General features: G+C 72.1%; 27 protein-coding genes. 10 read left to right on the top strand and 17 right to left on the bottom strand.

Going from position 1 to position 24,130, the window contains the following annotated elements; translation table 11 throughout:
* Nucleotides 1–31 precede the first annotated feature (31 nt).
* Complete coding sequence (locus tag OHA99_RS09190) at nucleotides 32–1,000, bottom strand: hypothetical protein (RefSeq protein ID WP_405695189.1); 969 nt, start codon at nucleotides 998–1,000, stop codon at nucleotides 32–34.
* Between the two features lie 81 nt (nucleotides 1,001–1,081).
* Between OHA99_RS09190 and OHA99_RS09185 the strand changes: the two genes are divergently transcribed.
* Nucleotides 1,082–1,276, top strand: a complete 195-nt coding sequence (locus OHA99_RS09185; RefSeq protein WP_007445009.1) for a DUF3046 domain-containing protein — start codon at nucleotides 1,082–1,084, stop codon at nucleotides 1,274–1,276.
* Between the two features lie 60 nt (nucleotides 1,277–1,336).
* A complete protein-coding gene (locus OHA99_RS09180; protein WP_405695186.1) occupies nucleotides 1,337–2,620 on the top strand; it encodes an AI-2E family transporter in 1,284 nt (427 codons plus the stop codon).
* 30 nt (nucleotides 2,621–2,650) lie between these two features.
* Here the strand turns inward: OHA99_RS09180 and OHA99_RS09175 are convergent, their stop codons facing one another.
* Together OHA99_RS09175 and OHA99_RS09170 are read right to left on the bottom strand one after the other, a co-directional pair.
* Nucleotides 2,651–3,460: a hypothetical protein gene (locus tag OHA99_RS09175; protein ID WP_405695184.1), complete on the bottom strand. Its 810-nt coding sequence runs from the start codon at nucleotides 3,458–3,460 to the stop codon at nucleotides 2,651–2,653.
* A gap of 77 nt (nucleotides 3,461–3,537) precedes the next feature.
* The gene (locus OHA99_RS09170; RefSeq protein WP_405695182.1) at nucleotides 3,538–3,738 is read right to left on the bottom strand and encodes a DUF2191 domain-containing protein; all 201 of its coding nucleotides are present in this window, start codon (nucleotides 3,736–3,738) and stop codon (nucleotides 3,538–3,540) included.
* Nucleotides 3,739–4,017: 279 nt separating this feature from the next.
* On the opposite strand from OHA99_RS09170, the gene recA reads away from it, so the two are divergent.
* Both recA and recX read left to right on the top strand, forming a co-directional pair.
* Nucleotides 4,018–5,142 (top strand): recombinase RecA, encoded by a 1,125-nt coding sequence (gene recA, locus OHA99_RS09165; protein ID WP_405695181.1) that lies wholly within the window; start codon nucleotides 4,018–4,020, stop codon nucleotides 5,140–5,142.
* Between the two features lie 3 nt (nucleotides 5,143–5,145).
* Nucleotides 5,146–5,928 carry a recombination regulator RecX gene (gene recX, locus OHA99_RS09160; RefSeq protein WP_381500597.1) on the top strand — a complete coding sequence of 261 codons (783 nt, stop codon included), beginning with the start codon at nucleotides 5,146–5,148 and terminating at the stop codon, nucleotides 5,926–5,928.
* An 11-nt stretch (nucleotides 5,929–5,939) separates the two neighbouring features.
* On the opposite strand, the gene OHA99_RS09155 is transcribed toward recX, so the two are convergent.
* The 8 genes from OHA99_RS09155 to OHA99_RS09120 all read right to left on the bottom strand — a co-directional run bounded on the left by OHA99_RS09155 (nucleotide 5,940) and on the right by OHA99_RS09120 (nucleotide 12,356).
* Entirely contained in the window at nucleotides 5,940–6,356 is a 417-nt protein-coding gene (locus OHA99_RS09155) for a rhodanese-like domain-containing protein (protein WP_405695178.1), read from the bottom strand.
* Nucleotides 6,353–6,886 carry a cysteine dioxygenase gene (locus tag OHA99_RS09150; protein WP_405695176.1) on the bottom strand — a complete coding sequence of 178 codons (534 nt, stop codon included), beginning with the start codon at nucleotides 6,884–6,886 and terminating at the stop codon, nucleotides 6,353–6,355. Before OHA99_RS09150 ends, OHA99_RS09155 begins: the two co-directional genes overlap by 4 nt.
* A gap of 83 nt (nucleotides 6,887–6,969) precedes the next feature.
* On the bottom strand, nucleotides 6,970–7,041 hold the full coding sequence (locus OHA99_RS09145; protein WP_311136958.1) for a putative leader peptide: 72 nt from the start codon (nucleotides 7,039–7,041) through the stop codon (nucleotides 6,970–6,972).
* Between the two features lie 131 nt (nucleotides 7,042–7,172).
* Nucleotides 7,173–8,795 carry an FAD-dependent monooxygenase gene (locus OHA99_RS09140; RefSeq protein WP_405695174.1) on the bottom strand — a complete coding sequence of 541 codons (1,623 nt, stop codon included), beginning with the start codon at nucleotides 8,793–8,795 and terminating at the stop codon, nucleotides 7,173–7,175.
* A 185-nt stretch (nucleotides 8,796–8,980) separates the two neighbouring features.
* Nucleotides 8,981–9,868 carry an amino acid ABC transporter permease gene (locus tag OHA99_RS09135; RefSeq protein WP_405695172.1) on the bottom strand — a complete coding sequence of 296 codons (888 nt, stop codon included), beginning with the start codon at nucleotides 9,866–9,868 and terminating at the stop codon, nucleotides 8,981–8,983.
* Nucleotides 9,865–10,533, bottom strand: coding sequence for an amino acid ABC transporter permease (locus tag OHA99_RS09130; RefSeq protein WP_153177638.1), 669 nt, complete (start codon nucleotides 10,531–10,533; stop codon nucleotides 9,865–9,867). Before OHA99_RS09130 ends, OHA99_RS09135 begins: the two co-directional genes overlap by 4 nt.
* 84 nt (nucleotides 10,534–10,617) lie before the next feature.
* On the bottom strand, nucleotides 10,618–11,454 hold the full coding sequence (locus OHA99_RS09125) for a glutamate ABC transporter substrate-binding protein (RefSeq protein ID WP_153177637.1): 837 nt from the start codon (nucleotides 11,452–11,454) through the stop codon (nucleotides 10,618–10,620).
* Between the two features lie 125 nt (nucleotides 11,455–11,579).
* Complete coding sequence (locus OHA99_RS09120) at nucleotides 11,580–12,356, bottom strand: amino acid ABC transporter ATP-binding protein (protein WP_153177636.1); 777 nt, start codon at nucleotides 12,354–12,356, stop codon at nucleotides 11,580–11,582.
* 349 nt (nucleotides 12,357–12,705) lie between these two features.
* Here OHA99_RS09120 and OHA99_RS09115 point away from each other — a divergent pair, with 349 nt between their 5' ends.
* Nucleotides 12,706–13,404 (top strand): response regulator transcription factor, encoded by a 699-nt coding sequence (locus OHA99_RS09115; RefSeq protein ID WP_153177635.1) that lies wholly within the window; start codon nucleotides 12,706–12,708, stop codon nucleotides 13,402–13,404.
* Nucleotides 13,401–14,834, top strand: a complete 1,434-nt coding sequence (locus tag OHA99_RS09110; protein ID WP_405695168.1) for an ATP-binding protein — start codon at nucleotides 13,401–13,403, stop codon at nucleotides 14,832–14,834. Before OHA99_RS09115 ends, OHA99_RS09110 begins: the two co-directional genes overlap by 4 nt.
* Here the strand turns inward: OHA99_RS09110 and OHA99_RS09105 are convergent.
* The 3 genes from OHA99_RS09105 to OHA99_RS09095 all read right to left on the bottom strand — a co-directional run bounded on the left by OHA99_RS09105 (nucleotide 14,831) and on the right by OHA99_RS09095 (nucleotide 17,726).
* Entirely contained in the window at nucleotides 14,831–15,826 is a 996-nt protein-coding gene (locus OHA99_RS09105) for a TAXI family TRAP transporter solute-binding subunit (protein ID WP_164382990.1), read from the bottom strand. The genes OHA99_RS09110 and OHA99_RS09105 overlap by 4 nt on opposite strands.
* Before the next feature lie 165 nt (nucleotides 15,827–15,991).
* Nucleotides 15,992–17,236: a cation:proton antiporter gene (locus OHA99_RS09100; RefSeq protein ID WP_153177632.1), complete on the bottom strand. Its 1,245-nt coding sequence runs from the start codon at nucleotides 17,234–17,236 to the stop codon at nucleotides 15,992–15,994.
* A 4-nt stretch (nucleotides 17,237–17,240) separates the two neighbouring features.
* Nucleotides 17,241–17,726, bottom strand: coding sequence for a cation:proton antiporter regulatory subunit (locus tag OHA99_RS09095; RefSeq protein ID WP_087789342.1), 486 nt, complete (start codon nucleotides 17,724–17,726; stop codon nucleotides 17,241–17,243).
* 113 nt (nucleotides 17,727–17,839) lie between these two features.
* Between OHA99_RS09095 and OHA99_RS09090 the strand changes: the two genes are divergently transcribed.
* On the top strand, nucleotides 17,840–18,922 hold the full coding sequence (locus OHA99_RS09090) for a HAMP domain-containing sensor histidine kinase (protein WP_153177631.1): 1,083 nt from the start codon (nucleotides 17,840–17,842) through the stop codon (nucleotides 18,920–18,922).
* Complete coding sequence (locus OHA99_RS09085) at nucleotides 18,922–19,581, top strand: response regulator transcription factor (RefSeq protein ID WP_007445024.1); 660 nt, start codon at nucleotides 18,922–18,924, stop codon at nucleotides 19,579–19,581. Before OHA99_RS09090 ends, OHA99_RS09085 begins: the two co-directional genes overlap by 1 nt.
* A gap of 28 nt (nucleotides 19,582–19,609) precedes the next feature.
* On the opposite strand, the gene OHA99_RS09080 is transcribed toward OHA99_RS09085, so the two are convergent.
* Entirely contained in the window at nucleotides 19,610–20,785 is a 1,176-nt protein-coding gene (locus OHA99_RS09080; protein WP_405695165.1) for a cellulose-binding domain-containing protein, read from the bottom strand.
* Nucleotides 20,786–20,941: 156 nt separating this feature from the next.
* Between OHA99_RS09080 and miaB the strand changes: the two genes are divergently transcribed.
* Both miaB and OHA99_RS09070 read left to right on the top strand, forming a co-directional pair.
* On the top strand, nucleotides 20,942–22,459 hold the full coding sequence (miaB, locus tag OHA99_RS09075) for a tRNA (N6-isopentenyl adenosine(37)-C2)-methylthiotransferase MiaB (protein ID WP_405695163.1): 1,518 nt from the start codon (nucleotides 20,942–20,944) through the stop codon (nucleotides 22,457–22,459).
* Between the two features lie 49 nt (nucleotides 22,460–22,508).
* A complete protein-coding gene (locus tag OHA99_RS09070) occupies nucleotides 22,509–23,222 on the top strand; it encodes a class III extradiol dioxygenase subunit B-like domain-containing protein (protein WP_153177628.1) in 714 nt (237 codons plus the stop codon).
* A 318-nt stretch (nucleotides 23,223–23,540) separates the two neighbouring features.
* Here OHA99_RS09070 and OHA99_RS09065 read toward each other — a convergent pair whose 3' ends face one another.
* Together OHA99_RS09065 and OHA99_RS09060 are read right to left on the bottom strand one after the other, a co-directional pair.
* Complete coding sequence (locus OHA99_RS09065; protein WP_405695160.1) at nucleotides 23,541–23,825, bottom strand: antitoxin; 285 nt, start codon at nucleotides 23,823–23,825, stop codon at nucleotides 23,541–23,543.
* 24 nt (nucleotides 23,826–23,849) lie between these two features.
* Complete coding sequence (locus OHA99_RS09060) at nucleotides 23,850–24,125, bottom strand: hypothetical protein (RefSeq protein WP_153177626.1); 276 nt, start codon at nucleotides 24,123–24,125, stop codon at nucleotides 23,850–23,852.
* Nucleotides 24,126–24,130: the final 5 nt, after the last annotated feature.

Below are 24,130 nucleotides of genomic sequence, written 5' to 3'. Positions count from 1 at the left end.
GCCAGGTCGGGCCAGACCAGGTGAGGTCAGGTCAGCCGAGGGGACGGCCGTACGCCCGGAGCGTGCGCAGGGCCTCGATCGTCGCCCGGGCGCGGGCCTCCGTCGCCGGGGCGGGTGCCCAACGCGGCCGGCGGACGGGCCAGCCGCCGTCGCCCTCCTGCTCCGCCGCGAGGAAGTCGAGGGAGCGGGCCATCTCGTCGTCCGTGAACCACGCGCGCGCGAGCGAACGCGGATCCCTCGCGTAGTCGTGCGGGAAACGGTGCTCGCCCGGCGTGCGGCCGGGGGAGACCGGGAAGCCGCCGGGACCGTCCGGGTCCAGCACGGCGAGGCGCCGCTCGCGCACCAGGCGGCCCAGCCGGCCGGCCGCGGCCTGCGCGCGTGAACGGTCCGGAGCGGTGTCCAGAAAGGCCACGGCTGCCTCGATCTCGTACGGACGCGACGCCTCCAGTGACTCCGCCGCCTGCCAGCAGAAGTCGGTGGCGCGGAACAGCCAGGCGTGCCAGACCTCGTTGCGGTGCAGCAGGCCGACCACCGGGCCGGTGGCGAGCAGTTCCCCGGGAGGGTCGGCCACGACCGGCACGAAGGGCGCGGCAGGACGTGCCTCCCCGGCCGCGCGGATCAGCGGCAGGGCACCGTCCGGGGTGGACACGGAGGTCAGATAGCGGCACACCCGCTCGATCCGCTGCCCGCCGCAGCGTCCCACGGCGTCCAGGACGCGCAGAGCACGCGCGGTGTGGAGTGGCTGGCTGGCCGGCCCGCGCACATCGGGCTCCAGCGCGTGCCCGTACCCGCCGTCCTCGTTGCGGTAGGCGTCCAGCGCGGTCTCCACCGGACCGGGGTCCCCGCCGCGGAAGTGGTACGCGAACAGCCGCCGCTCCAGTACGCGCGCGGTGAGCCACAGGAACTGCTCCGCGCGCGCGAGCGGTGAGCGCGGGTCAGGGGCGCGGCGGGACGCGGGCGGCGGGATCGCGGGGAGTGGGGACGCTCCGGTTTCGGCCATGGGACAGACCGTAGGCCGAGAAGCGGTTCCGTCAGGTGGTCCCGACCCAAGGCCCACTCTCAGGGGCGGGATACTGGTGGCATGCGGTTGACGGTCTTCTGGGAGCGGATGACGGACCACTTCGGTCCGGGGTACGCCGACACCTTCGCGCGCGATCACGTGATGGCGGAGCTGGGCGGACGTACGGTGCACGAGGCGCTGGACGCCGGCTGGGACGCCAAGGACGTGTGGCGGGTGGTGTGCACCGTCATGAACGTGCCGCGGGAGCAGCGGTGAAGACGCACGGAGACCGCCCTGCGGGGACGGCCTGTCGGTGGCGTGGGCGAGACTTGCTCCGTGCCATCCACTGACGAGACCGGGCAGGCGGCCCGGCACGCATCCCCGGCCGGCCCCCCGCCGCCCACCGGGACCCCGGCCGACGGAGCCCCGGCCGGTCCGGGCCCCGGCATGCCGCGCTGGCTGCCGCGCGCCATGGTGCTGGCCCTCGCACTCATCGCCGCCTTCCAGCTGGGCAGCTGGGCCTTCCACCAGCTCACCGGGCTGCTGATCAACGTCCTCATCGCGTTCTTCCTGGCCCTGGCCATCGAACCCGCGGTGAGCTGGATGGCCGCGCGCGGCCTGCGCCGCGGGTTCGCCACCTTCCTCGTCTTCCTCGCCGTGCTGATCGCCGCCGCGGGGTTCGTCACCCTGCTCGGTTCCATGCTCGCCGGCCAGATCGTCAAGATGGTCGAGGAGTTCCCGGAGTACCTCGACTCCGTCATCAACTGGGTCAACGGCCACTTCCACACCGAGCTGAGACGGGTCGACGTCCAGGAGGGCGTGCTCCGCTCCGACTGGCTGCGCAACTACGTGCAGAACAGCGCGACGGGCGTCCTGGACGTGTCGGCCCAGGTCCTCGGCGGCCTCTTCCAGCTGCTGACGGTCCTGCTGTTCTCGTTCTACTTCGCCGCCGACGGCCCCCGGCTGCGGCGCGGGCTCTGCTCCGTCCTGCCGCCCGCCCGCCAGGTCGAGGTCCTGCGCGCGTGGGAGATCGCCGTGGACAAGACCGGCGGCTACCTGTACTCACGCGGGCTGATGGCGCTGATCTCCGGCGTCGCGCACTACATCCTCCTGGAGATCCTCGAGGTGCCCTACGCCCCCGCGCTCGCCGTCTGGGTGGGCCTGGTGTCGCAGTTCATCCCGACCATCGGCACCTACCTCGCGGGCGCCCTGCCCATGCTGATCGCGTTCACGGTCAACCCCTGGTACGCGCTGTGGGTGCTGATCTTCGTGGTGATCTACCAGCAGTTCGAGAACTACGTGCTGCAGCCCAAGCTGACGTCCAAGACCGTGGACATCCACCCCGCGGTCGCCTTCGGCTCCGTCATCGCGGGCACCGCCCTGCTCGGTGCCGTCGGCGCGCTGATCGCCATCCCCGCGGTCGCCACGCTCCAGGCGTTCCTCGGCGCCTACGTCAAGCGCTACGACGTCACGGACGACCCACGCGTCCACGGGCGCCGGATCCGCCGGGTGGGGCCCGGGGGGTCCACCCGGCTGCGCAAGCTGTGGGCCAGGCGCCCGGAGCAGGGGAGCCCGGGGGCGCAGGGGCCGGAAGGGGCCGGGGACGGCGGATTCCCGTGAGGGCGGCCGCCCGCCTCCGACGGCGCCGCGTCAGTACGTCAGGCCGGCCCATACGCCGGCGTCGGCCACGGCGGCCGCGTAGCAGCACACCGCCGCGGTCACGACCCGACGCCGTACCGCCTCGCTCCACGGGGTGAGGGCCAGCAGCCGGGCCAGGAGGGGCAGGACCAGCACCGCGTGCAGGGACACGCCGTGCAGCGGCTTCAGCCACGCCGTGGAGTGGTAGGCGGCCTCCTGGTGACCGGTGCGGGTGAGCACCACACCGCGCGCGATCATCGCGGCGCCCGAGGCGAGCCCGACGAGCAGCACCGCGAACCCGGAGCGCACCGCCAGGGCCATGCCCGCGGGCCCTGTGGGACGACGGAAGAAGGCGGCGAGCGCGAACATGGTGAGCAGCACGACCAGGACGCCGCCGCCCACCGCGAGCGTCATGGACACGGCGGTGTCGAAGGAGGTCTCCATGTTGAGGTGCGAGGGCACCCCGCGCCACGCCTGAAGGGTGATCCCGCCCACCTCGACGACGCAGTCGGCCGCGAACACCGCGAGCAGCACGGCGTGCAGCCGCGGCCGCACGCCCAGGTACGAGGTGACCCAGGTGACCGCGATCAGCGTCACCCCGAAGGACAGCCCGAACGTCACCGGTTTCCGCCAGGACACCGGCCCGGCCCAGGGGCCGCCGTCCACCGCGAACACCACCAGGTGCGCGAGGCCGGAGAGGACCAGCAGGAGGCCGGTCGCGCGGCACAGGCGCGGCACGGGGGAGCGGTGGTCGGACAGGGCACCCGGGTCCGGGGCGGGTCCGGTCCTGCGGGCGGTCGGGGCGGTCCTCGCGTTCTGCATGGGAGGAGCCTGGCAACGGCGGCCCGCCCCGTCGTCGTCCGGCCGGAGGCTCCCGCGGTACGCCGACGGGAGCAGGGTCAGCCCTGCGGCTCCTGCGGCTGGGCGTCGACGTCCCGCAGGCCGCGGTCCTTGGACTCGGTGCGGGTCTCCGTGCGGTGACCGCGGGCGATGTAGTCCCGCACCACCGCCTCGACGGCGTCCTGGGGTGAGCCGATACCGGCCAGAACCATCACTTCCACCACCAGTTCGGCGTCGAGACTGATGTCGATCTTGGTCATGGTGCCCCCTCCTCCGGCAAGGACTCCGTATCCAATCACCCGGTTCGCCGGGCCGGGAGACGTACGCTCGGAAGTGCCGCGTGGTGCGCTTGACACGAAAATCGAACATCCATTCTTATGGAGGCTCGGGCAAGGCCCGTGACGGGTGATTCGAGTGGGTTCGGGTGGATGTGCACCTGGGTTATCCACAGGCCGGACCGGCATCGGGGCCCATTGTCAGTGGCAGGCATTAGCGTCTTTGACGTGAAGCGATCGAATCAAGCAAACCGGGTGGAACCCATGGCAGGAACCGACCGCGAGAAGGCACTCGACGCCGCCCTCGCACAGATTGAACGGCAGTTCGGCAAGGGCGCGGTCATGCGCATGGGTGACCGGACCAACGAGCCCATTGAGGTCATCCCGACCGGGTCGACCGCGCTCGACGTGGCCCTCGGGGTCGGAGGCATCCCGCGTGGCCGTGTCGTGGAGGTCTACGGCCCCGAGTCCTCGGGCAAGACGACCCTGACCCTGCACGCCGTGGCGAACGCGCAGAAGGCCGGCGGCCAGGTCGCGTTCGTGGACGCCGAGCACGCCCTCGACCCCGAGTACGCCAAGAAGCTCGGCGTCGACATCGACAACCTGATCCTGTCCCAGCCGGACAACGGCGAGCAGGCCCTGGAAATCGTGGACATGCTGGTCCGCTCCGGCGCCCTCGACCTCATCGTCATCGACTCCGTCGCCGCGCTCGTCCCCCGCGCGGAGATCGAGGGCGAGATGGGCGACAGCCACGTCGGTCTGCAGGCCCGCCTGATGAGCCAGGCCCTGCGAAAGATCACCAGCGCGCTGAATCAGTCCAAGACCACCGCGATCTTCATCAACCAGCTCCGCGAGAAGATCGGCGTGATGTTCGGCTCCCCGGAGACCACGACCGGTGGCCGGGCGCTGAAGTTCTACGCATCGGTGCGACTCGACATCCGGCGCATCGAGACGCTGAAGGACGGCACCGACGCGGTCGGCAACCGCACCCGCGTCAAGGTCGTCAAGAACAAGGTCGCGCCGCCCTTCAAGCAGGCCGAGTTCGACATCCTCTACGGCCAGGGCATCAGCCGCGAGGGCGGCCTGATCGACATGGGCGTGGAGAACGGCTTCGTCCGCAAGGCCGGTGCCTGGTACACGTACGAGGGCGACCAGCTCGGCCAGGGCAAGGAGAACGCGCGCAACTTCCTGAAGGACAACCCCGACCTGGCCAACGAGATCGAGAAGAAGATCAAGGAGAAGCTGGGCGTCGGCGTGCGTCCCGAGGAGTCCGCCACCGAGCCCGGCACGGACGCCGCCTCCGCCGCCTCGGGCGACGCCGCGCCCGCGGTGCCCGCGCCCACGACCGCCAAGGCCACCAAGTCCAAGGCCGCGGCAGCCAAGAGCTGACCCGTGACCCGACGAACCGACTGGGCCGAGTACACCGACGGTTCCGCCGGACCGGGCGACGGCACGTACGGGGCGGCTGCGGCCCCGTACGAGACGGACCCCTTCGCCACGGACTCCCGTGAGTACGGCGAAGCGCGCCACGGTGACGGCGAGGCGCGCCGCCCGGGCGGGCGGGGCCGTGGCGGGGGCGGCACACGCGGCCGCCGGCGGCGCGAGCGCACGGAGCCGCCGGCCGAGGACGGAGGTGCCACTTCCTCGTCGAGGGCCGAGAAGGGGGAGCCTCCGCGGGACCCGGTCGAGCAGGCACGGGCGATCTGCCTGCGCCTGCTCACCGGGACCCCGCGCACCCGCAGACAACTGGCCGACGCCCTGCGCAAGCGGGAGATCCCCGACGAGGCCGCGGAGGAGGTGCTGTCCAGGTTCGAGGAGGTCGGCCTGATCAACGACAGCGCCTTCGCGGAGGCCTGGGTGGAGTCCCGGCACCACGGCCGCGGGCTGGCCAGACGCGCTCTCGCCAGGGAACTGCGGACCAAGGGCGTCGACGCCACACTCATCGACGCGGCGGTGTCCCGGCTGGACTCCGAGCAGGAGGAGGACACCGCGCGCGACCTGGTCGCCCGCAAGCTGCGCGCCACCCGGGGCCTCGACCGCGACAAGAGGCTGCGCCGCCTCGCGGGCATGCTGGCCCGCAAGGGCTACCCCGAGGGCATGGCCCTGCGGGTGGTCCGCCAGGCGCTGGAGGAGGAGGGCGAGGACACGGAGTACCTCGGCGACGAGGGGTTCTGACCAGCTTCTGACTACTGGTGCCCGGTGACCACCGGCAGGCCCGCCGCGCGCCAGGCCTGGAAGCCACCGATCAGATCGGTGGCCCGGTGCAGCCCCAGACGGTGCAGGGACTCCGCCGCCAGACTGGAGGCGTAGCCCTCGTTGCACACCACGACCACCCGCACGTCGTGGCCCGTCGCCTCGGGCAGGCGGTGGCTGCCCTGCGGATCCAGGCGCCACTCCAGTTCGTTGCGTTCGACCACCAGGGCGCCGGGAATCACGCCGTCCCGCTCGCGCAGAGCGGCGTACCGGATGTCGACGAGCAGCGCCGTGCCGGCCTCGGCGGCGTCGTACGCCTCGTCCGACGCGATCCGACGGTATCCGGCGCGCACGCGCTCCAGCAGGTCGTCGATGCCGGTGGGCCCGGTGTGCCCGGCCGGCCCGCTCACTGCCAGTCCTGCGGGCGCTCGACCTGCTCCAGGCGCAGGGTCCGTCCGGTGCGGCTGTAGCGGCGGATCCGGGGCAGGGGCGGGTAGTAGGCGTGCACGGACACGGCGTGGCGCTCGCGGGACTCGTTGAGGACCTCGTGCACGTGATGCCGGCCGAAGGCGCGCCCCTTGCCCGAGGTCAGCAGGCGTTCCCGGTCCACGCCGTCGCTGAGCTTGAGGGTCTTCCAGCCGTCGGTGGGCAGGCGGGCGGCGAGCGCGTTCTCCTTGAGTTCGCCCGCGGCCGTGACGAAGGCGCCCACGGAGTCGGCGTGGTCGTGCCAGCCGGTGCCCGTGCCGGGCGGCCAGCCGATCAGCCAGGCCTCGCTGCCGCCGGGACCGGCAAGCCGCACCCGGGTGCGGCCTTCGGGGTCGAGCGGCAGGGAGGCGATCAGCTCGGTGTCGGCCGCCGTCCGCCGTGCGAAGTCGAGGAGTTCGGCCTGCGTCGGGGCGGCGGTGGAAATGGAGGCAGGAGAGAGGGAGGGGAGGGACACGGGTACCGTCCTGGGAGTTCGCGAGGGAGCGCGCGCGGGGCGGCAAGGAGGAGCCGCGGCACGCGCGAAGAGGAGATGCGAAGTCAGCGGGACGGACGACACACGCAGCCCGCATAGCGGACGAGGTCCATATGGACCCTCCGCCACAGGCGCACACAGGTGTCGGTCACGATCCGGAGTAGACCATGACGGTCCGGGCCGGTCAACTCGGCGTCACCATGCGGACAATGACCCTGCGCCCGGTGGCCGAGGGGCACGAAGCGGCCGGGCGCAGGGCCCGGCCCGCCTAACGCGACCCGGCCGCCGCCCCCGCCCCTTCTTCGGTCTCCGTCGACGCCCCGGCCGCCGCCCCGCCCAGCACGCTCTCCGCGGCCGCGTAGAGGTCGGCCGGGCGCACCCCGTTGAACGCCGTGACCAGGTGGCCGTCGGGCCGCACCAGCAGCACCGTGTGGGCGGCGGCACCCGGGTAGCTCTCGGCGACCAGCAGCTCGGCGTGGTGGGGCAGCGCCGTCACCGCCGCCGCCAGCCGGGGCATGATCCCGGCCGTCACCCAGTGCTTGCGCTCCCACACCCCCGTACCGGGTGCGATCAGCACCACCAGCAGTGCCCCGCGCCCGAGCCGGTCGCGCAGCCGTACGAAGGTGCCGTCCTCCGCCGTGACCCGCACGTCGGTGACGGGCGTCCCGGGCGGGGTGCCGACGGAGACCTCCCCGGCGAGGTTCTCGGGCGCCAGCGGAGAGTCGCCGTACGTCCCCGGCGCGCCCAGCGTCCCGCGCCCGAGGTGACCGTCCGCCAGCAGCGCGTCGTTGCCGCGGGCCGCGCCGGGGACGTAGGAACGCAGTCCCCCGCCGCCGCGCAGCAGGGGAAGCAGCTGGTCGGCGGCGCGCAGCCGCGCGGAGACCGCTGCCCGCCGCTCTTCCTGGTAGCTGTCGAGCAGCGCCTCGCGAGGCCCGTGGTGCCAGGCCAGGGCCAGTTTCCAGGCGAGGTTGTCGGCGTCGAGGAGCCCCTCCTCGAGGCCCTGTGTGCCGAGCGCGCCCAGGAGGTGCGCCGCGTCCCCGGCGAGCAGCACGCGGCCCACCCGCCAGCGGCGGGCGAGACGGTGGTGGACCGTGTGAACGCCGGTGTCGAGCAGTTCGTACGCCGGGGTCGCGCCGTCGGCCCAGCCGGTGAGGGTCTCGCGGACCCGGTTCACCAGAAGCTCCGGCGTGACCAGGTCCTTGCCGGGCGGCAGCAGCCAGTCCAGGCGCCACACGCCGTCCGGCAGCGGGCGGCCGATCACCTCGCCGGCCGACGGCCCGGTCGTCCGCCACGGCGGCATCCGGTGGAGCAGCGCCTCGTCGGGCCACGGGAGTTCGGTGCGCAGGGCGGCGACGGCGTATCGTTCCACCGCCGTACGGCCGGGGAAGCGGATGTCCTGGAGCTTGCGGACGGTGGAGCGGGGGCCGTCGCAGCCGATCAGGTAACTGCCGCGCCACCAGGTGCCGGCGGGGCCGCGGGTGTGGGCCGTGACGCCGGACCTCTCCTGCTCGATGCCGTCCAGGCGGCTGTCCACGGCGACCTTGACGAGCCGTTCACGGGCGAGTGCCGTGCGCAGGACCCCGGTCAGCTCGTGCTGGGCGATGTGCAGGGGGGCCGGTTCCGTGTCGCCGAACACGACCTCGCGCATCACCTGCTTGCGCCGCATCGACCGCCATCCGGCCCAACGCGAACCCAGCCCCGTCAGCGGGGTGCCGGTCAGCCGCTCGACGAGCGCGACGGCCTCCTCGCGCAGGACGACGGTGCGCGCGGGGCGGGGCTCGTCCTTGCCCGGACCCTCGTCGAGGAGCACACAGGGCACCTCCTGCCGCGCCAGCGCCAGGGCGAGCGTGAGCCCGACGGGCCCCGCTCCGGTGACGATCACCGGGTCCACGGTGCGGCGCCCCCTGCCCGTGGCGGTGTCCCGGGGGACGTGGGTGAACAGGACGTTGGAGCAGGGTGCACGGTCACAGAACGTATGCAACCTATTGCCGCAGCTTGCGTCAAGCGACGAAGGCCGTGGCGATCACGCCACGGCCTTCGTTGATGGTCATACGAGATGACCGTGTGTCAGGTGTGTCAGATCTTGCCGACGGTTCCGGCGTCGGCGGTCTCCACGTCGTCCGCGTGCAGCACGGTACCGGTCGACTTCTTCGCCCGCCGCAGCCGGCGCTCCAGCCAGCTCGCGAAGCTCGTGAGGGCGAAGTTGAGCGCGATGTAGATCACGGCGACCACGGTGTAGCTGGCGATCACGTTGGCGCCGTAGTAGCCGCTCATGGTGTTGGCCGACGCGAGCAGCTCCGGGAACGTGAGGATCGCGCCGCCGAGCGCGGTGTCCTTGAGGATCACGACGAGCTGGCTGACGATGGCGGGCAGCATCGCCGTGACCGCCTGCGGCAGCAGGATCAGCCGCATGACCTGGCCCTTGCGGAGCCCGATCGCCATGGCGCCCTCGGCCTGGCCCTTGGGGAGGGCGAGGATGCCGGACCGGACGATCTCGGCGAGGACCGAGGCGTTGTACAGCACCAGGCCGGTGACGACGGCGTACAGCGGGCGGTCGTCCGAGCTAACGTTGGTGTACTCCGCGAACAGCGCGAGCCCGAAGATCATCAGGACCAGCACGGGGATGGACCGGAAGAACTCGACCACGACCGCGGCCGGTACCCGGACCCACGCGTGGTCGGAGAGCCGGGCGATGCCCAGGGCCGCGCCGAGGGGCAGGGCGATGACCACGGCGAGCACCGCGGCCTTCAGGGTGTTCTGCAGACCCGGCCAGATGTACGTCGACCACGCCTCGGTGCCGGTGAAGAACGGCTTCCACAGGGCCCACTCGAGCTGACCCTTGTCGTTGAGGGTGCCGAACACCCACCACAGCAGGGCGGCGAGGGCGACCAGGAAGCCGACCGTGAAGAGGATGTTGCGACGCTTGGCGCGAGGGCCCTGGGCGTCGTAGAGGACCGAGCTCATCGCTTCACCGCCACCTTCTTGCCCACCCAGCCGAGGATCAGGCCGGTCGGCAGCGTCAACACCACGAACACGAGAGCGATGACCGCGGAGATGAGCAGCAGCTGAGCCTCGTTCTCGATCATCTCCTTCATCAGCAGCGCCGTCTCCGCCACACCGATGGCGGCGGCGACCGTGGTGTTCTTGATCAGGGCGATCAGCACGTTCGCCAGCGGAACGACGGACGAGCGGAACGCCTGCGGCAGCACCACCAGCCGGAGCACCTGGCCGAAGCTCAGACCGAGCGCCCGAGCCGCCTCCGCCTGGCCGACGGGCACCGTGTTGATGCCGGAGCGCAGCGCCTCGCACACGAACGACGACGTGTAGAGGATCAGACCCAGGACGGCGAGCCGGAAGTTGATCGTCTCGAAGTCGTTCCCTCCGCCGAGGGTGACCCCCAACGTCTGGTTCAGTCCCAGCGACGCGAACAGGATGATCACGGTCAGCGGGATGTTCCGGACGGTGTTCACGTACGCGGTTCCGAAACCGCGCATCAACGGCACCGGGCCGACCCGCATGGCGGCCAGTATGGTGCCCCAGATCAGGGAGCCGACGGCCGACAGCACAGCGAGCTGCACTGTCGTCCAGAAGGCTCCCAACAGGTCGTACTTGTCGAGAAAGTCGAACACGATCTCCCGCGCTTCCGCGTGTAGGGACGCCCGATCCGGCGCGCCGCCCCTGCCGTGGGGCGGCGCACCCCGTCAGGCCCGGCCTCAGCTCTTGATGTCGCCGATCTTCGGCGCCGGCTCGTTCTTGTAGTTGGCCGGGCCGAAGTTGTCCTTGACGGCCTTGTCCCAGGACTTGTCCGCGACCATCTCTTCAAGAGCCTTGTTGATCTTGTCCTTGAGGTCGCTGCCCTTCTTGACGCCGATGCCGTAGTTCTCGTTCGTCAGCTTGAAGCCGCCGAGCTTGAACTTGCCCTTGAACTGCGACTGGGAGGCGTAACCGGCGAGGATCGAGTCGTCCGTGGTCAGCGCGTCGACGGCGCCGTTCTGCAGACCGGGCAGGCAGGCCGAGTACGTCGGGTACGGCTGCAGCTGGGCCTTGGGAGCCAGCTTCTTCTTGATGTTCTGGGCCGAGGTCGAACCGGTGACCGAGCAGAGCTTCGCGTCGTTCAGGTCCTCCGGCGACTTGATCTTGTCGTCGTCGGCGCGGAGCAGCACGTCCTGGTGGGCCAGCAGGTAGGGGCCGGCGAAGTCGACCTTCTCCGAGCGCTCGGGGGTGATCGAGTACGTGGCGGCGATGAAGTCGACGTCACCGCGCTGGAGCATGGTCTCGCGGTCGGCGCTCTTCGACTCCTTCCACTCGATCTGGTCCTCGGTGTAGCCGAGCTTCTTCGCGACGTACGTGGCGACGTCCACGTCGAAGCCCGCGTAGCCGTCCGGGGTCTTCTGGCCGAGGCCGGGCTGGTCGAACTTGATGCCGATGGTGATCTTCTTGTCGCCACCACCGGACGAGCCGCTGTCCTTGTCGTCGCCGCCGCACGCGGTGGCGGTCAGGGCGAGAGCGAGCACGGCGGCCGAGGCGGCGGAGACCTTGCGAAGCTTCATGGTGAACATCCTTTGGCTGTGATCGAGCTGCGATCGGACGATCAGAGGATCAGGCGATCAGATGCGGCCGTCGGCGGTGGGCCGCCACGGTGGGCGACGCGGGACCTCTCGGCCGCCTCGGGAAATCAGTGGTGCAGGATCTTCGACAGGAAGTCCTTGGCACGGTCGCTGCGCGGATTGCTGAAGAACTGGTCCGGCGTGGCCTCTTCGACGATGCGGCCGTCCGCCATGAACACCACGCGGTTGGCCGCCGAGCGGGCGAAGCCCATCTCGTGCGTGACCACGATCATGGTCATCCCGTCCTCGGCGAGCTGCTTCATGACCTCGAGCACCTCGTTGATCATCTCGGGGTCGAGGGCCGACGTCGGCTCGTCGAAGAGCATGACCTTGGGGCCCATCGCCAGGGCCCGCGCGATGGCGACACGCTGCTGCTGACCGCCGGAGAGCTGCGCGGGGTACTTGTCGGCCTGGGCGCCGACGCCGACCCGGTCGAGCAGGGCGCGGGCCTTCTCCTCGGCCTTCTTGGCGTCGACCTTGCGGACCTTGACCTGGCCCAGCGTCACGTTCTCGAGCACCGTCTTGTGCGCGAAGAGGTTGAAGGACTGGAAGACCATGCCGACGTCGGCCCGCAGCCTGGCCAGCTCCTTGCCCTCGGCGGGCAGCGGCTTGCCGTCGATCGTGATCGAACCGGAGTCGATGGTCTCCAGACGGTTGATGGTGCGGCACAGAGTGGACTTGCCGGACCCCGAGGGCCCGATGACCACGACGACCTCGCCGCGGTGAATGGTCAGGTCGATGTCCTGGAGCACGTGCAACGCGCCGAAGTGCTTGTTGACACTGTCCAGGACGACCAGATCGCCGGTCGCAGCCTTGTCTTCCTTGGCCACCGATACTTCGGTCATCGCTCTCGGGCTCCGTCCTCCTGGGTTTCGGAGGACAGTAGTGACCCGGGCCACGTCACGTCTCTACATCTGAGCGAGATCTGAGCATCACGATCCGGTAGCGATCGGACACGAGTCGTAGCGCTTGTGAGCTGGGCGCATATCGGCCGGATAACTTCGAGCGGCCGCAACCCGATGCCTCTTGACGCCGTCCCCTCATATCGGCGTCACTGCACAGGACGCACGCGCGCGTGCCCCCAGTTCCAGCAGCCCGCCGGAGCCCCGGCGCCGATGTCCGCCCGCCCGATCTCCGCCCACCCCGATTACTATCCGCGCCGAGCGTACGGCCGATGAACCGAAGGGAGCCCGGATGAGACTGCTGCTCGTCGAGGACGACAACCACGTGGCCGCCGCCCTGTCCGCGATCCTGGCACGGCACGGCTTCGACGTCACCCACGCGCGCAGCGGCGAGGAGGCGCTCCAGGCGCTCGTCCCCGAGGTCGACGGCTTCGGCGTCGTCCTGCTCGACCTGGGCCTGCCCGACCAGGACGGCTACGAGGTCTGCGGCAAGATCCGCAAGCGCACCGCGACGCCGGTCATCATGGTCACCGCCCGCTCCGACGTCCGCTCCCGCATCCACGGCCTCAACCTGGGCGCCGACGACTACGTGGTCAAGCCGTACGACACCGGGGAGCTGCTCGCCCGGATCCACGCCGTCAGCCGGCGCACCGCGCACGAGGACGCCACCGGGAGCACCGAGACCGTCGTGCGCCTCGGAGCCGTGCGCATCGAGCTGCCGACCCGCCAGGTGAGCGTGAACGGTTCGGTGGTCCAGCTCACCCGCAAGGAGTTCGATCTGCTGGCCCTGCTCGCCCAGCGCCCCGGTGTGGTCTTCCGCCGCGAGCAGATCATCAGCGAGGTCTGGCGCACCAGCTGGGAGGGGACCGGGCGCACCCTGGAGGTGCACGTCGCCTCCCTGCGCTCCAAGCTCCACATGCCCGCGCTGATCGAGACCGTCCGCGGCGTCGGCTACCGCCTCGTCGCCCCCACCGCCCAAGGGGCAGGGTGAGCACACGCCTGCTCCCGCTGCTCATCGTCCTGATGGCGGCCGTCCTGCTCGCGCTCGGTGTGCCGCTCGGCGTGAGCGTCGCCCGCGCGGAGCAGCAGAAGGTCGTCATCGACCGGATAGACGACACGGCGCGCTTCGCCGCGCTCGCCCAGTTCGTCACCGAGGACGTCCCCGGCGGCTCGCGCCCGACCAGAACGGACGAGCGCCTGGAAACCCTGCAGACCGAGCTGACCAGCTACTACGAGGTCTACGGCATCAAGGCGGGCGTCTTCTACCGCAACCACATCCCGATGGCCAACGCGCCCACGACGTGGTTCCTGCCCCAGGCCGGCGAGGTCCGCGACTCCTTCGACGAGGCGCTGCTCAGCCGCCGCAGCCACGATCCCGAGCAGGTGTGGCCCTGGCAGGACGGCCGGCTCGTGGTGGCCTCGCCGGTCATCCGGGACGGCGACGTGGTCGCGGTCGTGGTCACCGAGTCGCCGACCGACTCGATGCGCTCGAACACCCTGCGCGGCTGGCTGGTCATCGGCGCCGGGGAGTTCGCCGCGATGCTCCTCGCCGTCGGCGCCGCACTGCGGCTGACCGGCTGGGTGCTCAGGCCGGTGCGGGTGCTCGACGCCACCACCCACGACATCGCCACCGGACGGCTCAAGTCCCGGGTCGCGCCCGCCGGGGGACCGCCGGAGCTGCGGCGCCTGGCCGGGTCCTTCAACGAGATGGCGGACCACGTGGAGGACGTGCTGGAGCAGCAGCGCGCCTTCGTCGCCGACGCCTCGCACCAGCTGCGCAACCCGCTCGCCGCGCTGCTGCTCCGCATCGAGCTGCTCGCCCTCGAACTGCCCGAGGGGAACGAGGAGATCGCCTCCGTCCAGACCGAGGGCAAGCGTCTGGCCCGGGTCCTGGACGACCTGCTCGACCTGGCGCTGGCCGAACACAGCCAGGCCGACCTCAAGGTCACCGACGTCGGCGCGCTGACCGCCGAGCGGGTGGCCGCCTGGTCGCCGACGGCCGACGTCAAGGGCGTACGGCTGGTCGGCGACTGCCCGCCGACCACGGGCTGGGCCGATCCGGTGACCCTGTCCAGTGCCCTGGACGCGGTCATCGACAACGCGGTGAAGTTCACGCCCCCCGGCGAGACCGTGCGGGTCGAGGTCACCCCCGCCGGTGACGCCGCCACCGTCGTCGTCACCGACAACGGCCCCGGGCTGACCGACGAGGAGCTCGCGCGCGTGGGGGACCGTTTCTGGCGCAGCGGGCGGCACCAGAACATCAACGGCTCCGGTCTGGGCCTGTCCATCTGCCGGGCACTGCTCGAGGCGGGCGAGGGCTCGATCTCCTTCGGCCACCACGACCCGCACGGCCTGGCGGTCACGGTCAGGGTGCCCAGGACGGGTACGGCGCCCACGGAGGCGCAGCAGGCGCGACCCTAGGGCTTGACCGACCGGTAGTAGCGCCGGGCGCCCTCGTGCAGCTCCAGCGGGTCGGTGTATATCGCGGTGCGCAGGTCCACCAGCTGCGCGGAGTGCACGTGCGCGCCGATGCCGTCGCGGCTGTCGAGCACGGTCCGGGTCAGCCACTCGGTGAGGCGCGGATCGACGTCCGCGCGGGTCACCAGCAGGTTGGACACCGCCATGGTGGGCACCACGGCGCCGTTCTGCACGGTGGGGTAGGCCGACTCCGGCATGTTGGTGGTGCGGTAGTAGCGGGTCGCGCCGCCCGACTCGTGCAGCTTGGTGACCAGGTCGTCGTCGATCGGCACGAACCGGAACGCGGAGTTCTCCGCAATCTCCTTGAGGCCGTCCGTGGGCACCCCGCCGGACCAGAAGAACGCGTCGAGCTCGTCGCCGAGGCGCCCGGGGCCGGTGTCGATCCCGTCCGCCCGCGGTGTGATGCCCGTCTCCGGGTCGATGCCCACGGCCCTCAGCAGCCGGGTGGCGATCAGCCGGACCCCCGAGTTGGGCGGGCCGATGGCCACCCGCTTGCCGCGCAGGTCGGCCACCGACCGGATGTCCGAGTCGTTCGGCACGACCAGCTGTACGTAGTCGTCGTAGAGCCGGGTGACGCCGCGCAGCTTCTCGGCGCCCGGGTCCCCGGCCAGCTTGTACGTCTCGACCGCGTCGGCCGCCGCGATCGTGAAGTCGGCCTCGCCGGTCGCCACCCGCTCGACGTTCTCCTGCGAGCCCGCGCTGGTCATCAGCCGCACGTCCAGGTCCGGCATGTCCTTGCGCAGCTCGGTGCGCAGCAGCTCGCCGTACTTCTGGTAGACGCCCGCGCGGGTGCCGGTGCTGAACGTGACCGTCCCGCTCGGCGGCTCCTCGCCCAGCGGCAGCAGCCACCACAGCAGCAGCCCGAGGGCGACGGCACCGGCGACCGTGCCCTGCACGGCCCGGCGCCTGCCGATACGGGAGCGCAGCGTGGACATGGGGGCGATCCTGCCAGCCCGCACCCGCACTGACCAGGGCCGGGCTCACACGGCCGCACCCTTCCCGCTGGCCGGTCCCTGCCCCGGGCCCGTGCGCGAGGACCCCGGCACACAGGTGCCGGGGCCCTCGTGAGTGGGCCGGGCGGGGCCCGGGACGCCTCGACGTCAGTCGCCCACCGAGGCCTCCGCCCCCGTCTCCGCCCCCGTCGCCCGGGGCGCCCCCTCCACGGGGCCGGCCGGGCGGTCGGGGTCGTGTCGGCGCCGGAACAGGCGCATCGCCAGCGGCTCGGTGAAGCGCGCGGTGAGGGGGCCGAGGACGACCAGGATCAGGACGTACGCCGTGGCCAACGGGCCGAGCGACGGCTCGATGCCGGCCGAGACCGCGAGGCCCGCGATGACGATGGAGAACTCGCCGCGTGCCACCAGCGCGCCGCCGGCCCGCCAGCGGCCCTTGACGGAGATCCCGGCCCGCCGTGCGGCGATGTACCCGGTGGCGATCTTCGTCACGGCGGTCAGCAGCGCCAGCGCCAGGGCGGGCAGCAGGACCGGCGGAATGCTGGCCGGGTCCGTGTGCAGCCCGAAGAAGACGAAGAACACCGCCGCGAACAGGTCCCGCAGCGGACTCAGCAGCGTGTGAGCACCCTCCGCGACCTCCCCGGACAACGCGATGCCCACCAGGAAGGCGCCCACCGCCGCCGACACCTGGAGCTGCTGCGCGACACCGGCGACGAGGATCGTCAGGCCCAGCACCACCAGGAGCAGCTTCTCGGGGTCGTCGCTGGAGACGAAGCGGGAGATGAGGCGCCCGTAGCGCAGCGCGACGAAGAGCACGAGGCCCGCCGCGGCCAGCGCGATCGCCAGCGTGATGCTCCCGGTCATCAGACCGGCGCCGGCGACCAGGGCGGTGACGATCGGCAGGTACACCGCCATCGCCAGGTCCTCCAGGACCAGCACGCTCAGGATCACCGGCGTCTCGCGGTTGCCGACCCGGCCCAGGTCGCCGAGGACCTTCGCGATCACACCGGACGACGAGATCCACGTCACGCCGGCCAGGACCACGGCGGCCACCGGGCCCCAGCCCATCAGCAGCGCGGCCACCGCGCCCGGCACGGCGTTGAGCGCGCAGTCGACGAGACCGGCCGGATAGTGGGACTTGAGGTTGGTGACCAGGTCGCTGGCCGAGTACTCCAGGCCCAGCATCAGCAGCAGGAGGATGACACCGATCTCGGCGCCGGTCGCGACGAACTCCTCGCTCGCGCCGAGCGGAAGCAGGCCGCCCTCGCCGAAGGCCAGACCGGCGAGGAGGTACAGCGGGATGGGGGAGAGGCGGTAACGGCCGGCGAACCGGCCGAGGAGCCCGAGCCCCAGGATGATGGAACCGAACTCGATCAGCAGTACCGCGGAGTGCACCGGCTCACTCCTGCCCGAGTATCGCCGCGGCGGCGTCGACGCCCTCACGGGTGCCGATGACGATCAAGGTGTCACCACCCACGAGCCGGAAGTCCGGCGCCGGCGAGGGAATCGCCTCGGCCCGCCGCAGCACCGCCACGATCGAGGCTCCCGTGTCGGTCCGCATCCGGGTGTCGCCCAGCAGCCGTCCGTTCCACCGGGAGGCGGCGGCCACCTCGATCCGTTCGGCGACCAGGCCCAGATCGGTGGTGTAGAGCAGGCTCGCGCTGTGGTGGGAGGGCTTCAGCGCGTCGATCAGCGCGCCCGCCTCGGGCCCCGTCAGCCGCAGCGAGTGGGCGCAGGAGTCGGGGTCGTCGGTCCGGTACACGTTCACCGTGCGGGCGCCGTCGCGGTGGGCCACCACCGACAGGTGGCGGTGCTCGCGGGTCACCAGGTCGTACTGGACCCCGATACCCGGGAGCGGCGTCGCCCTCAGGCGTGGAGCTGACACGTGCTTTCCCCTCAGTCGTCCTGCGTTGCCTGCCGCGTCTCAGCTGCGCTTTCCGCACGTGGGTGCCGTGCCCGCGACCTCGCCATGCTGCCATCCGCACGTACGGTGGCGATATGGGTGTCGTGACGGATATACGCAGCCGGTCGCGGTCGGCGAAGCTGGCTGCGGGGGTGTCGTGCGAGCAGGCCGGGAGGAGCGGGAAGAGGAACGTGTCGCTGTTCTGGCGGATCTTCTCGCTCAACGCCGCCGGTCTGGTCGTCGCCACCGCCCTGCTGCTGGGACCGGTCACCGTGTCGACGCCCGTGCTGGCCGGAGAGGCCCTGGTCCTGCTGGCCGGCCTCGCGGCCATGCTGGCCGGCAACGCGGTCGTCCTGCGCATCGGACTCACCCCGCTGCACCGGCTGGGCCGGGCCATGTCGACCGCCGACCTGCTGGTGCCCGGGACCCGTCCCGAGGTCTCCGGACCGGCCGAGGCGGCGCAGCTGATCGAGACCTACAACACGATGCTGGACCGGCTCCAGGCCGAACGCGCCGCCGGCGCCGGCCGCGCGTTGCAGGCCCAGGAGCGCGAACGCCACCGCATCGCCCGCGAGCTCCACGACGAGGTGGGCCAGACCCTGACCGCCGTCCTCCTCCAGCTCAAGCGCGTCGCCGACCGGGTCCCCGGGGAGCTGCGCGAGGAGGTGACCCTGGCGCAGGAGGCCACCCGGGCCGGCCTCGACGAGATCCGCCGCATCGCCCGCCGGCTGCGCCCCGGCGTCCTGGAGGAACTCGGCCTGGCCAGCGCCCTGCGCTCGCTCGCCGCCGAGTTCACGCACCACGGGCTCACCGTCCAGCACCACATCCCCGGTGACCTGCACCCGCTCGCCCCGGAGGCCGAACTCGTGCTCTACCGGGTCGCCCAGGAGGGCCTGACCAACACCGCCCGCCACGCCGGCGCCGACCGCGCCCGCCTCACCCTGCGCCCGCTGCCGCCGCCCGAGGGCGGGGGCGTGGAACTGCTCGTCCGCGACAACGGCACCGGCCTCGGCGCGGCCACCGAGGGCGCCGGCATCCGCGGGATGCGGGAGCGGGCCCTGCTGATAGGAGCCGAGATCCACTTCGAACCCGCCCCCGGAGGGGGCACCGACGTACGCCTGCGCGTCCCCGCGCCGCCGGGGGACCGTTCCGCAGACCGAACCGGAGACAGCCCCTGATGCCAGCACGGCCCCCGATCCGCGTCCTGCTCGCCGACGACCACACCCTCGTACGCCGCGGGGTCCGCCTCATCCTGGACGGCGAACCCGATCTGACGGTGGTCGCGGAGGCCGGTGACGGTGCCGAGGCGGTCGCGGCCGCGCGCGCCACCGAGGTCGACCTGGCCGTACTGGACGTCGCGATGCCCCGCATGACCGGCCTCCAGGCGGCCCGCGAACTCTCCCGGCGCCTGCCCGAGCTGCGCATCCTGATCCTGACCATGTACGACAACGAGCAGTACTTCTTCGAGGCCCTCAAGGCGGGCGCCTGCGGATACGTCCTCAAGTCCGTCGCCGACCGCGACCTGGTGGAGGCGTGCCGGGCCGCGGTGCGCGACGAGCCGTTCATCTATCCCGGGGCGGAACGGGCCCTCGTCCGTTCCTACCTGGAGCGCGTGCAGGGCGGTGGCGGCCTCCCCGAGCGGCCGATCACGGAACGCGAGGAGGAGATCCTCAAGCTCGTCGCCGAGGGGCACACCTCCAAGGAGATCGGCGAGCTGCTGTTCATCAGCGCCAAGACCGTCGAACGCCACCGCGCGAACCTCCTGCAGAAACTGGGCGTGCGCGACCGTCTGGAACTCACCCGGTACGCGATCCGCGCGGGACTCATCGAGCCCTGAGCCGCGCACCGGCGCCGGTACGGGGCGGTCAGCAGCCGATCGGCTCGGAGCCCACGGCCACGTCGTCGAACCAGACCGTGTCGTCGCCCGTCGCGTAGCTCTCCCAGCCCAGGCGCAGCGCGGTCGGCCGGGGCGCGGTGCCGCGGGTGAGCCACTGCTGGTCGACGTCCTGCGTCGGCACCCCGTCGGCGTGCAGCCCCGGAATCCGCTCGTCGCCGAGCCAGGTGTCCAGGTGGCCGGCCGAGGTGTCGACCGCGAACCGCAGGCACTGCCAGCCGCCCGTCGGCAGCGGGCTGCTCAGCGCGACCCCGGCCGGGCTCTGCGCGGGCAGGGTGGCGTCGTCGCTCTCCCGGTTCCACTGCAGCGCGCCGTTCTGGCCGCCCACGCGCAGCGCCCGGCCGCCCTGGGCCGAGTCCGGCATCGACACGAAGGTGACGTGCGAGACGGGCAGCGCGGTGGTGTGCCGTACCCACATGCGTACGTACAGCACCGGGCCGACCGCCGACAGGTCCGCGGTATGGGTGACGAAGGCGTGGTTGCAGTAGCCGGCCCGGCCGTCCACCCGGAGCGATGTGCCGCCCTCGTGCGCCACCGCGGAGTCGACGGCGGCCGTGCCCGTGCCCCGGCAGTCGGGCGCGGTGAACCGCCAGTCGCCGGACGGCTCGGAACCGGTCTGGTCCTCGAAGCCGGAGCAGATCACGGCGTCACCGCACTCCGCGGCCGGCGGCTCGGTCGTCGGCGGAGGCGTGGTGGGCGGCGGCGTGGTGGGCGGTGTGCCGCCGTCCTCGCCGCAGGAGAGACCGTTGAGCGCGAAGTCCTCCGGCGCGGGGTCCGCGGACCGCCAGGTGCCCTGGAGCCCGAACTCGGCGGTGCCGCCCGTGGACAGCGCGCCGTTCCAGCCGGCGTCGACGGCGACGACCGACGCGCCGGTCTGGGCGACGGTCGCGTTCCACGCCGACGTCACCTGCTGATCGCCGGTGTAGGTCCAGGTCAGACGCCAGTCGGTCACGGCGGGACCGAGGTTGGTGATCTTGACCTGGGCGGTGTAGCCGCCCGCCCACGCGTCGACGGTGTAGTCGACGCGGCACGCGGCCGCCGCCGCACCGCTCGCGGGCATCGCCATCAGGACCGGCACCACCAGCGCGACGGCGGCCAGGACCGCGGTCCAGGGCCGGCGCGTCAATCGCAGAACTCGGGTGAGCACAGAGTGCCTCCAGCGGGAGAAGGGATGCATGACAGCGCGAGGTGTGCATGGGAGCGCTCCCATATGCGCGCCGTACGCATCACACCGAGCATGACGGTGTACTGTCAAGACGTGCGACGGCCTTCACTGCCGTCGCGACCGCCTACCCTTGTGGCCATGAGCAGCATCGACCGGAGCCAGTCAGCGGGCGGCACGCGCACCTACGAAGTACGCACCTACGGGTGCCAGATGAACGTCCACGACTCCGAGCGATTGTCCGGTCTGCTGGAGGACGCGGGCTACGTCCGCGCGCCGGAAAGCGCCGACGGCGACGCCGACGTCGTCGTCTTCAACACCTGCGCCGTACGGGAGAACGCCGACAACAAGCTGTACGGCAACCTCGGCCACCTCGCCCCCAGGAAGGCGAGCCGCCCCGGCATGCAGATCGCCGTCGGGGGCTGCCTGGCGCAGAAGGACCGCGACACCATCGTGAAGCGGGCCCCCTGGGTGGACGTCGTCTTCGGCACCCACAACATCGGCAAGCTCCCGGTGCTGCTCGAGCGCGCCCGCGTGCAGGAGGAGGCGCAGGTCGAGATCGCCGAGTCCCTGGAGGCGTTCCCGTCCACGCTGCCCACCCGGCGCGAGAGCGCGTACGCGGCCTGGGTCTCCATCTCCGTCGGCTGCAACAACACCTGCACCTTCTGCATCGTCCCCGCGCTGCGCGGCAAGGAGAAGGACCGCCGGCCCGGCGACATCCTCGCCGAGGTCGAGGCCCTGGTCGCCGAGGGCGTCAGCGAGATCACCCTCCTCGGGCAGAACGTCAACGCCTACGGCTCCGACATCGGCGACCGCGAGGCGTTCAGCAAGCTGCTGCGCGCCTGCGGGAACATCGAGGGCCTGGAGCGTGTCCGCTTCACCTCCCCGCACCCGCGCGACTTCACCGACGACGTCATCACCGCCATGGCCGAGACGCCGAACGCGATGCCGCAGCTGCACATGCCGCTCCAGTCCGGCTCCGACCCGGTGCTCAAGGCGATGCGCCGCTCCTACCGCCAGGAGCGCTACCTGGGGATCATCGAGAAGGTGCGCGCCGCCATCCCGCACGCCGCGATCACCACCGACATCATCGTGGGCTTCCCCGGCGAGACCGAGGAGGACTTCGAGCAGACCCTGCACGTGGTCCGCGAGGCCCGCTTCGCCCAGGCCTTCACCTTCCAGTACTCCAAGCGCCCCGGCACCCCGGCCGCCGAGATGGCGGACCAGATCCCCAAGGCGGTCGTCCAGGAGCGCTACGAGCGCCTGGTCGCCCTCCAGGAGGAGATCTCCTGGGACGAGAACAAGAAGCAGGTCGGCCGCACCCTGGAGCTGATGGTCGCCGAGGGCGAGGGTCGCAAGGACGGCGCCACCCACCGCCTCTCCGGCCGGGCCCCCGACAACCGCCTGGTGCACTTCACCAAGCCGGAGCAGGAGGTCCGCCCCGGTGACGTGGTGACCGTCGAGATCACCTACGCCGCCCCGCACCACCTCCTCGCCGAGGGCGCGGTCCTCGACGTGCGCCGCACGCGCGCGGGCGACGCCTGGGAGAAGCGCAACACGGCCGAGCCGGCCAAGCCGGCCGGTGTGCTCCTCGGCCTGCCGAAGATCGGCGTCCCCGAGCCTCTGCCGGCCGTGGCGAGCGGCTGCGGCTGCGACTGACCGCAGGGGGTGCCGCCGGGGGCGGCGGTACGGGGATACGCTGCCGATCATGCTTGTCGCCGCCGCCGTCTGCCCCTGCCCACCGCTCCTCGTACCGGAGGTCGCCTCGGGTGCCGCACCCGAGCTGGACGCCGCGCGCGCCGCGTGCGCGGACGCGCTGGGCGTGCTCGCCGCGTCCCGGCCCGACCGGCTCGTGGTCGTCGGGCCCGCGGACTCGGCAGGCCCCGTGGTGTACCCGCAGGGCGCCCGGGGCTCGTTCCGCGGCTTCGGCGTGGACGTGGACGTGTACCTGGGCGCCGACAGCGGCGACGCGGGCGGCACCGACCTGCCCCACGGTCTGGCCGTGGGCGCCTGGCTGCTCGGGCGGGCCGGCTGGACCGACGCCCCGGTCGAAGCCGTCGGAGCAGGGGAGGAACTGCCGGCCGGGCGTTGCGCCGCCGTGGGCCGGGACATCGCCGCCGCGTCCGGGCGGACCGCGCTGCTGGTGCTGGGCGACGCCAGCGCCTGCCGCACGCTCAAGGCGCCCGGCTACCTCGACGAGCGGGCGGCGCCCTTCGACGCGGAGGTGGGGCGCGCCCTGGGCACGGCCGACCTGGCCGCCCTCGCGGCCCTGGACGTCGCACTGGCCCGCGAACTCAAGGCGTCCGGCCGGGCACCCTGGCAGGTCCTCGCGGGTGCGGCCGAGGGCACGGATCTCGCCGGCACGCTGCTGTACGAGGACGCGCCGTACGGGGTGGGGTATGTCGCGGCCACCTGGTCGTAGCGGCTGAGCGAGCCGTGGCGGCCAGGGGTCGTCCGTGCGGGCCCGGCGGGCGCACGTGCCTGTGAACCACCCCGTGGCTCAGGCGCCCGCGGAGCACCCGCGGAGCCATGTCGCGGCCACCTGGTCGTAGCGGCTGAGCGAGCCGTGGCGGCCGGGGGTCGTCCGTGCGGGCCCGGCGGGCGTACGTGCGGGCCCGGCGGGCGTACGTGCGTGTGAACCACCCCGTGGCTCAGGCGCCCGCGAAGCGCCCCGCGGAGCACCCGCGGACGGCCCGGAGCCGGGTATTCGGCTCCGCGGCCGTCCGAGGACGCGGGGGAATCAGGAGGCCGGCGGCGGTCCGGCCGGAGGCGTTCCGCCGGGCGTTGTGCCGCCTGTGTCCCCGCCCCCGCCGTCCTCCTTGTGGGCGAGGCGGTCCATGGCGCCCTTGGCCTTGCCCGTCCCCGTCTGGATGCGGTCGCTGTACTTGCCCTTCGTCCGTTCGTCGACGGTCCGCGCCATCTTGTCCAGACCGCGGTCGATCTTGTCGCCGTGCTGCTGGGCGAGGTCGGAGACCTTGCCCTTCGCCGGTTCGAGTCTGGCCTTCAAGTTGTCCAGGAGACCCATGGTTCGCCTTCCCTCACGGGGCAGTCAGGTGCGGGCGCCCTTGTCGGCCTCGTTGTCGACGGCCTCCCCGGCCGACTGCTGCTTGGGGATGCCGACGCTCTCCGGATCGCCCTCGGCGGTGGCCCCGGCGGCTTCGTCGGCCTCCGCCGTGTTCCGGGGACCGGCGTCGGCCGTCTCCGCGGCCTCGGCCGTGCTCACGTCCGCGGTGCTCCCGGTGTCCGGGGTGTCGGTCCGCGTCTCGGCGGCCGACGTCTCCTCGGTGCCCTTCGACCTCCGAAAAAGCCGTGCAAAAACGCCCATATCAA

The organism is Streptomyces coelicoflavus, from assembly GCF_045041415.1.
Taxonomy (GTDB): Bacteria; Actinomycetota; Actinomycetes; order Streptomycetales; family Streptomycetaceae; genus Streptomyces; species Streptomyces coelicoflavus.
The sequence above is the reverse complement of the archived record's forward strand: the minus strand, read 5'-3'. Positions and strand labels throughout refer to the sequence as shown.

Excerpts from the sequence above, each read along its gene's own strand:
- recA (WP_405695181.1), top strand. The coding sequence starts at position 4,018 with ATGGCAGGAACCGACCGCGAGAAGGCACTCGACGCCGCCCTCGCACAG.
- OHA99_RS09135 (WP_405695172.1), bottom strand. The coding sequence starts at position 9,868 with ATGAGCTCGGTCCTCTACGACGCCCAGGGCCCTCGCGCCAAGCGTCGC.
- OHA99_RS09065 (WP_405695160.1), bottom strand. The coding sequence starts at position 23,825 with ATGGGTCTCCTGGACAACTTGAAGGCCAGACTCGAACCGGCGAAGGGC.
- OHA99_RS09175 (WP_405695184.1), bottom strand. The coding sequence starts at position 3,460 with ATGCAGAACGCGAGGACCGCCCCGACCGCCCGCAGGACCGGACCCGCC.
- OHA99_RS09105 (WP_164382990.1), bottom strand. The coding sequence starts at position 15,826 with ATGTCCACGCTGCGCTCCCGTATCGGCAGGCGCCGGGCCGTGCAGGGC.
- OHA99_RS09170 (WP_405695182.1), bottom strand. The coding sequence starts at position 3,738 with ATGACCAAGATCGACATCAGTCTCGACGCCGAACTGGTGGTGGAAGTG.
- OHA99_RS09185 (WP_007445009.1), top strand. The coding sequence starts at position 1,082 with ATGCGGTTGACGGTCTTCTGGGAGCGGATGACGGACCACTTCGGTCCG.
- OHA99_RS09125 (WP_153177637.1), bottom strand. The coding sequence starts at position 11,454 with ATGAAGCTTCGCAAGGTCTCCGCCGCCTCGGCCGCCGTGCTCGCTCTC.
- OHA99_RS09190 (WP_405695189.1), bottom strand. The coding sequence starts at position 1,000 with ATGGCCGAAACCGGAGCGTCCCCACTCCCCGCGATCCCGCCGCCCGCG.
- OHA99_RS09115 (WP_153177635.1), top strand. The coding sequence starts at position 12,706 with ATGAGACTGCTGCTCGTCGAGGACGACAACCACGTGGCCGCCGCCCTG.
- OHA99_RS09120 (WP_153177636.1), bottom strand. The coding sequence starts at position 12,356 with ATGACCGAAGTATCGGTGGCCAAGGAAGACAAGGCTGCGACCGGCGAT.
- miaB (WP_405695163.1), top strand. The coding sequence starts at position 20,942 with ATGAGCAGCATCGACCGGAGCCAGTCAGCGGGCGGCACGCGCACCTAC.
- OHA99_RS09070 (WP_153177628.1), top strand. The coding sequence starts at position 22,509 with ATGCTTGTCGCCGCCGCCGTCTGCCCCTGCCCACCGCTCCTCGTACCG.
- OHA99_RS09060 (WP_153177626.1), bottom strand. The coding sequence starts at position 24,125 with ATGGGCGTTTTTGCACGGCTTTTTCGGAGGTCGAAGGGCACCGAGGAG.
- OHA99_RS09090 (WP_153177631.1), top strand. The coding sequence starts at position 17,840 with ATGGGTGTCGTGACGGATATACGCAGCCGGTCGCGGTCGGCGAAGCTG.
- OHA99_RS09085 (WP_007445024.1), top strand. The coding sequence starts at position 18,922 with ATGCCAGCACGGCCCCCGATCCGCGTCCTGCTCGCCGACGACCACACC.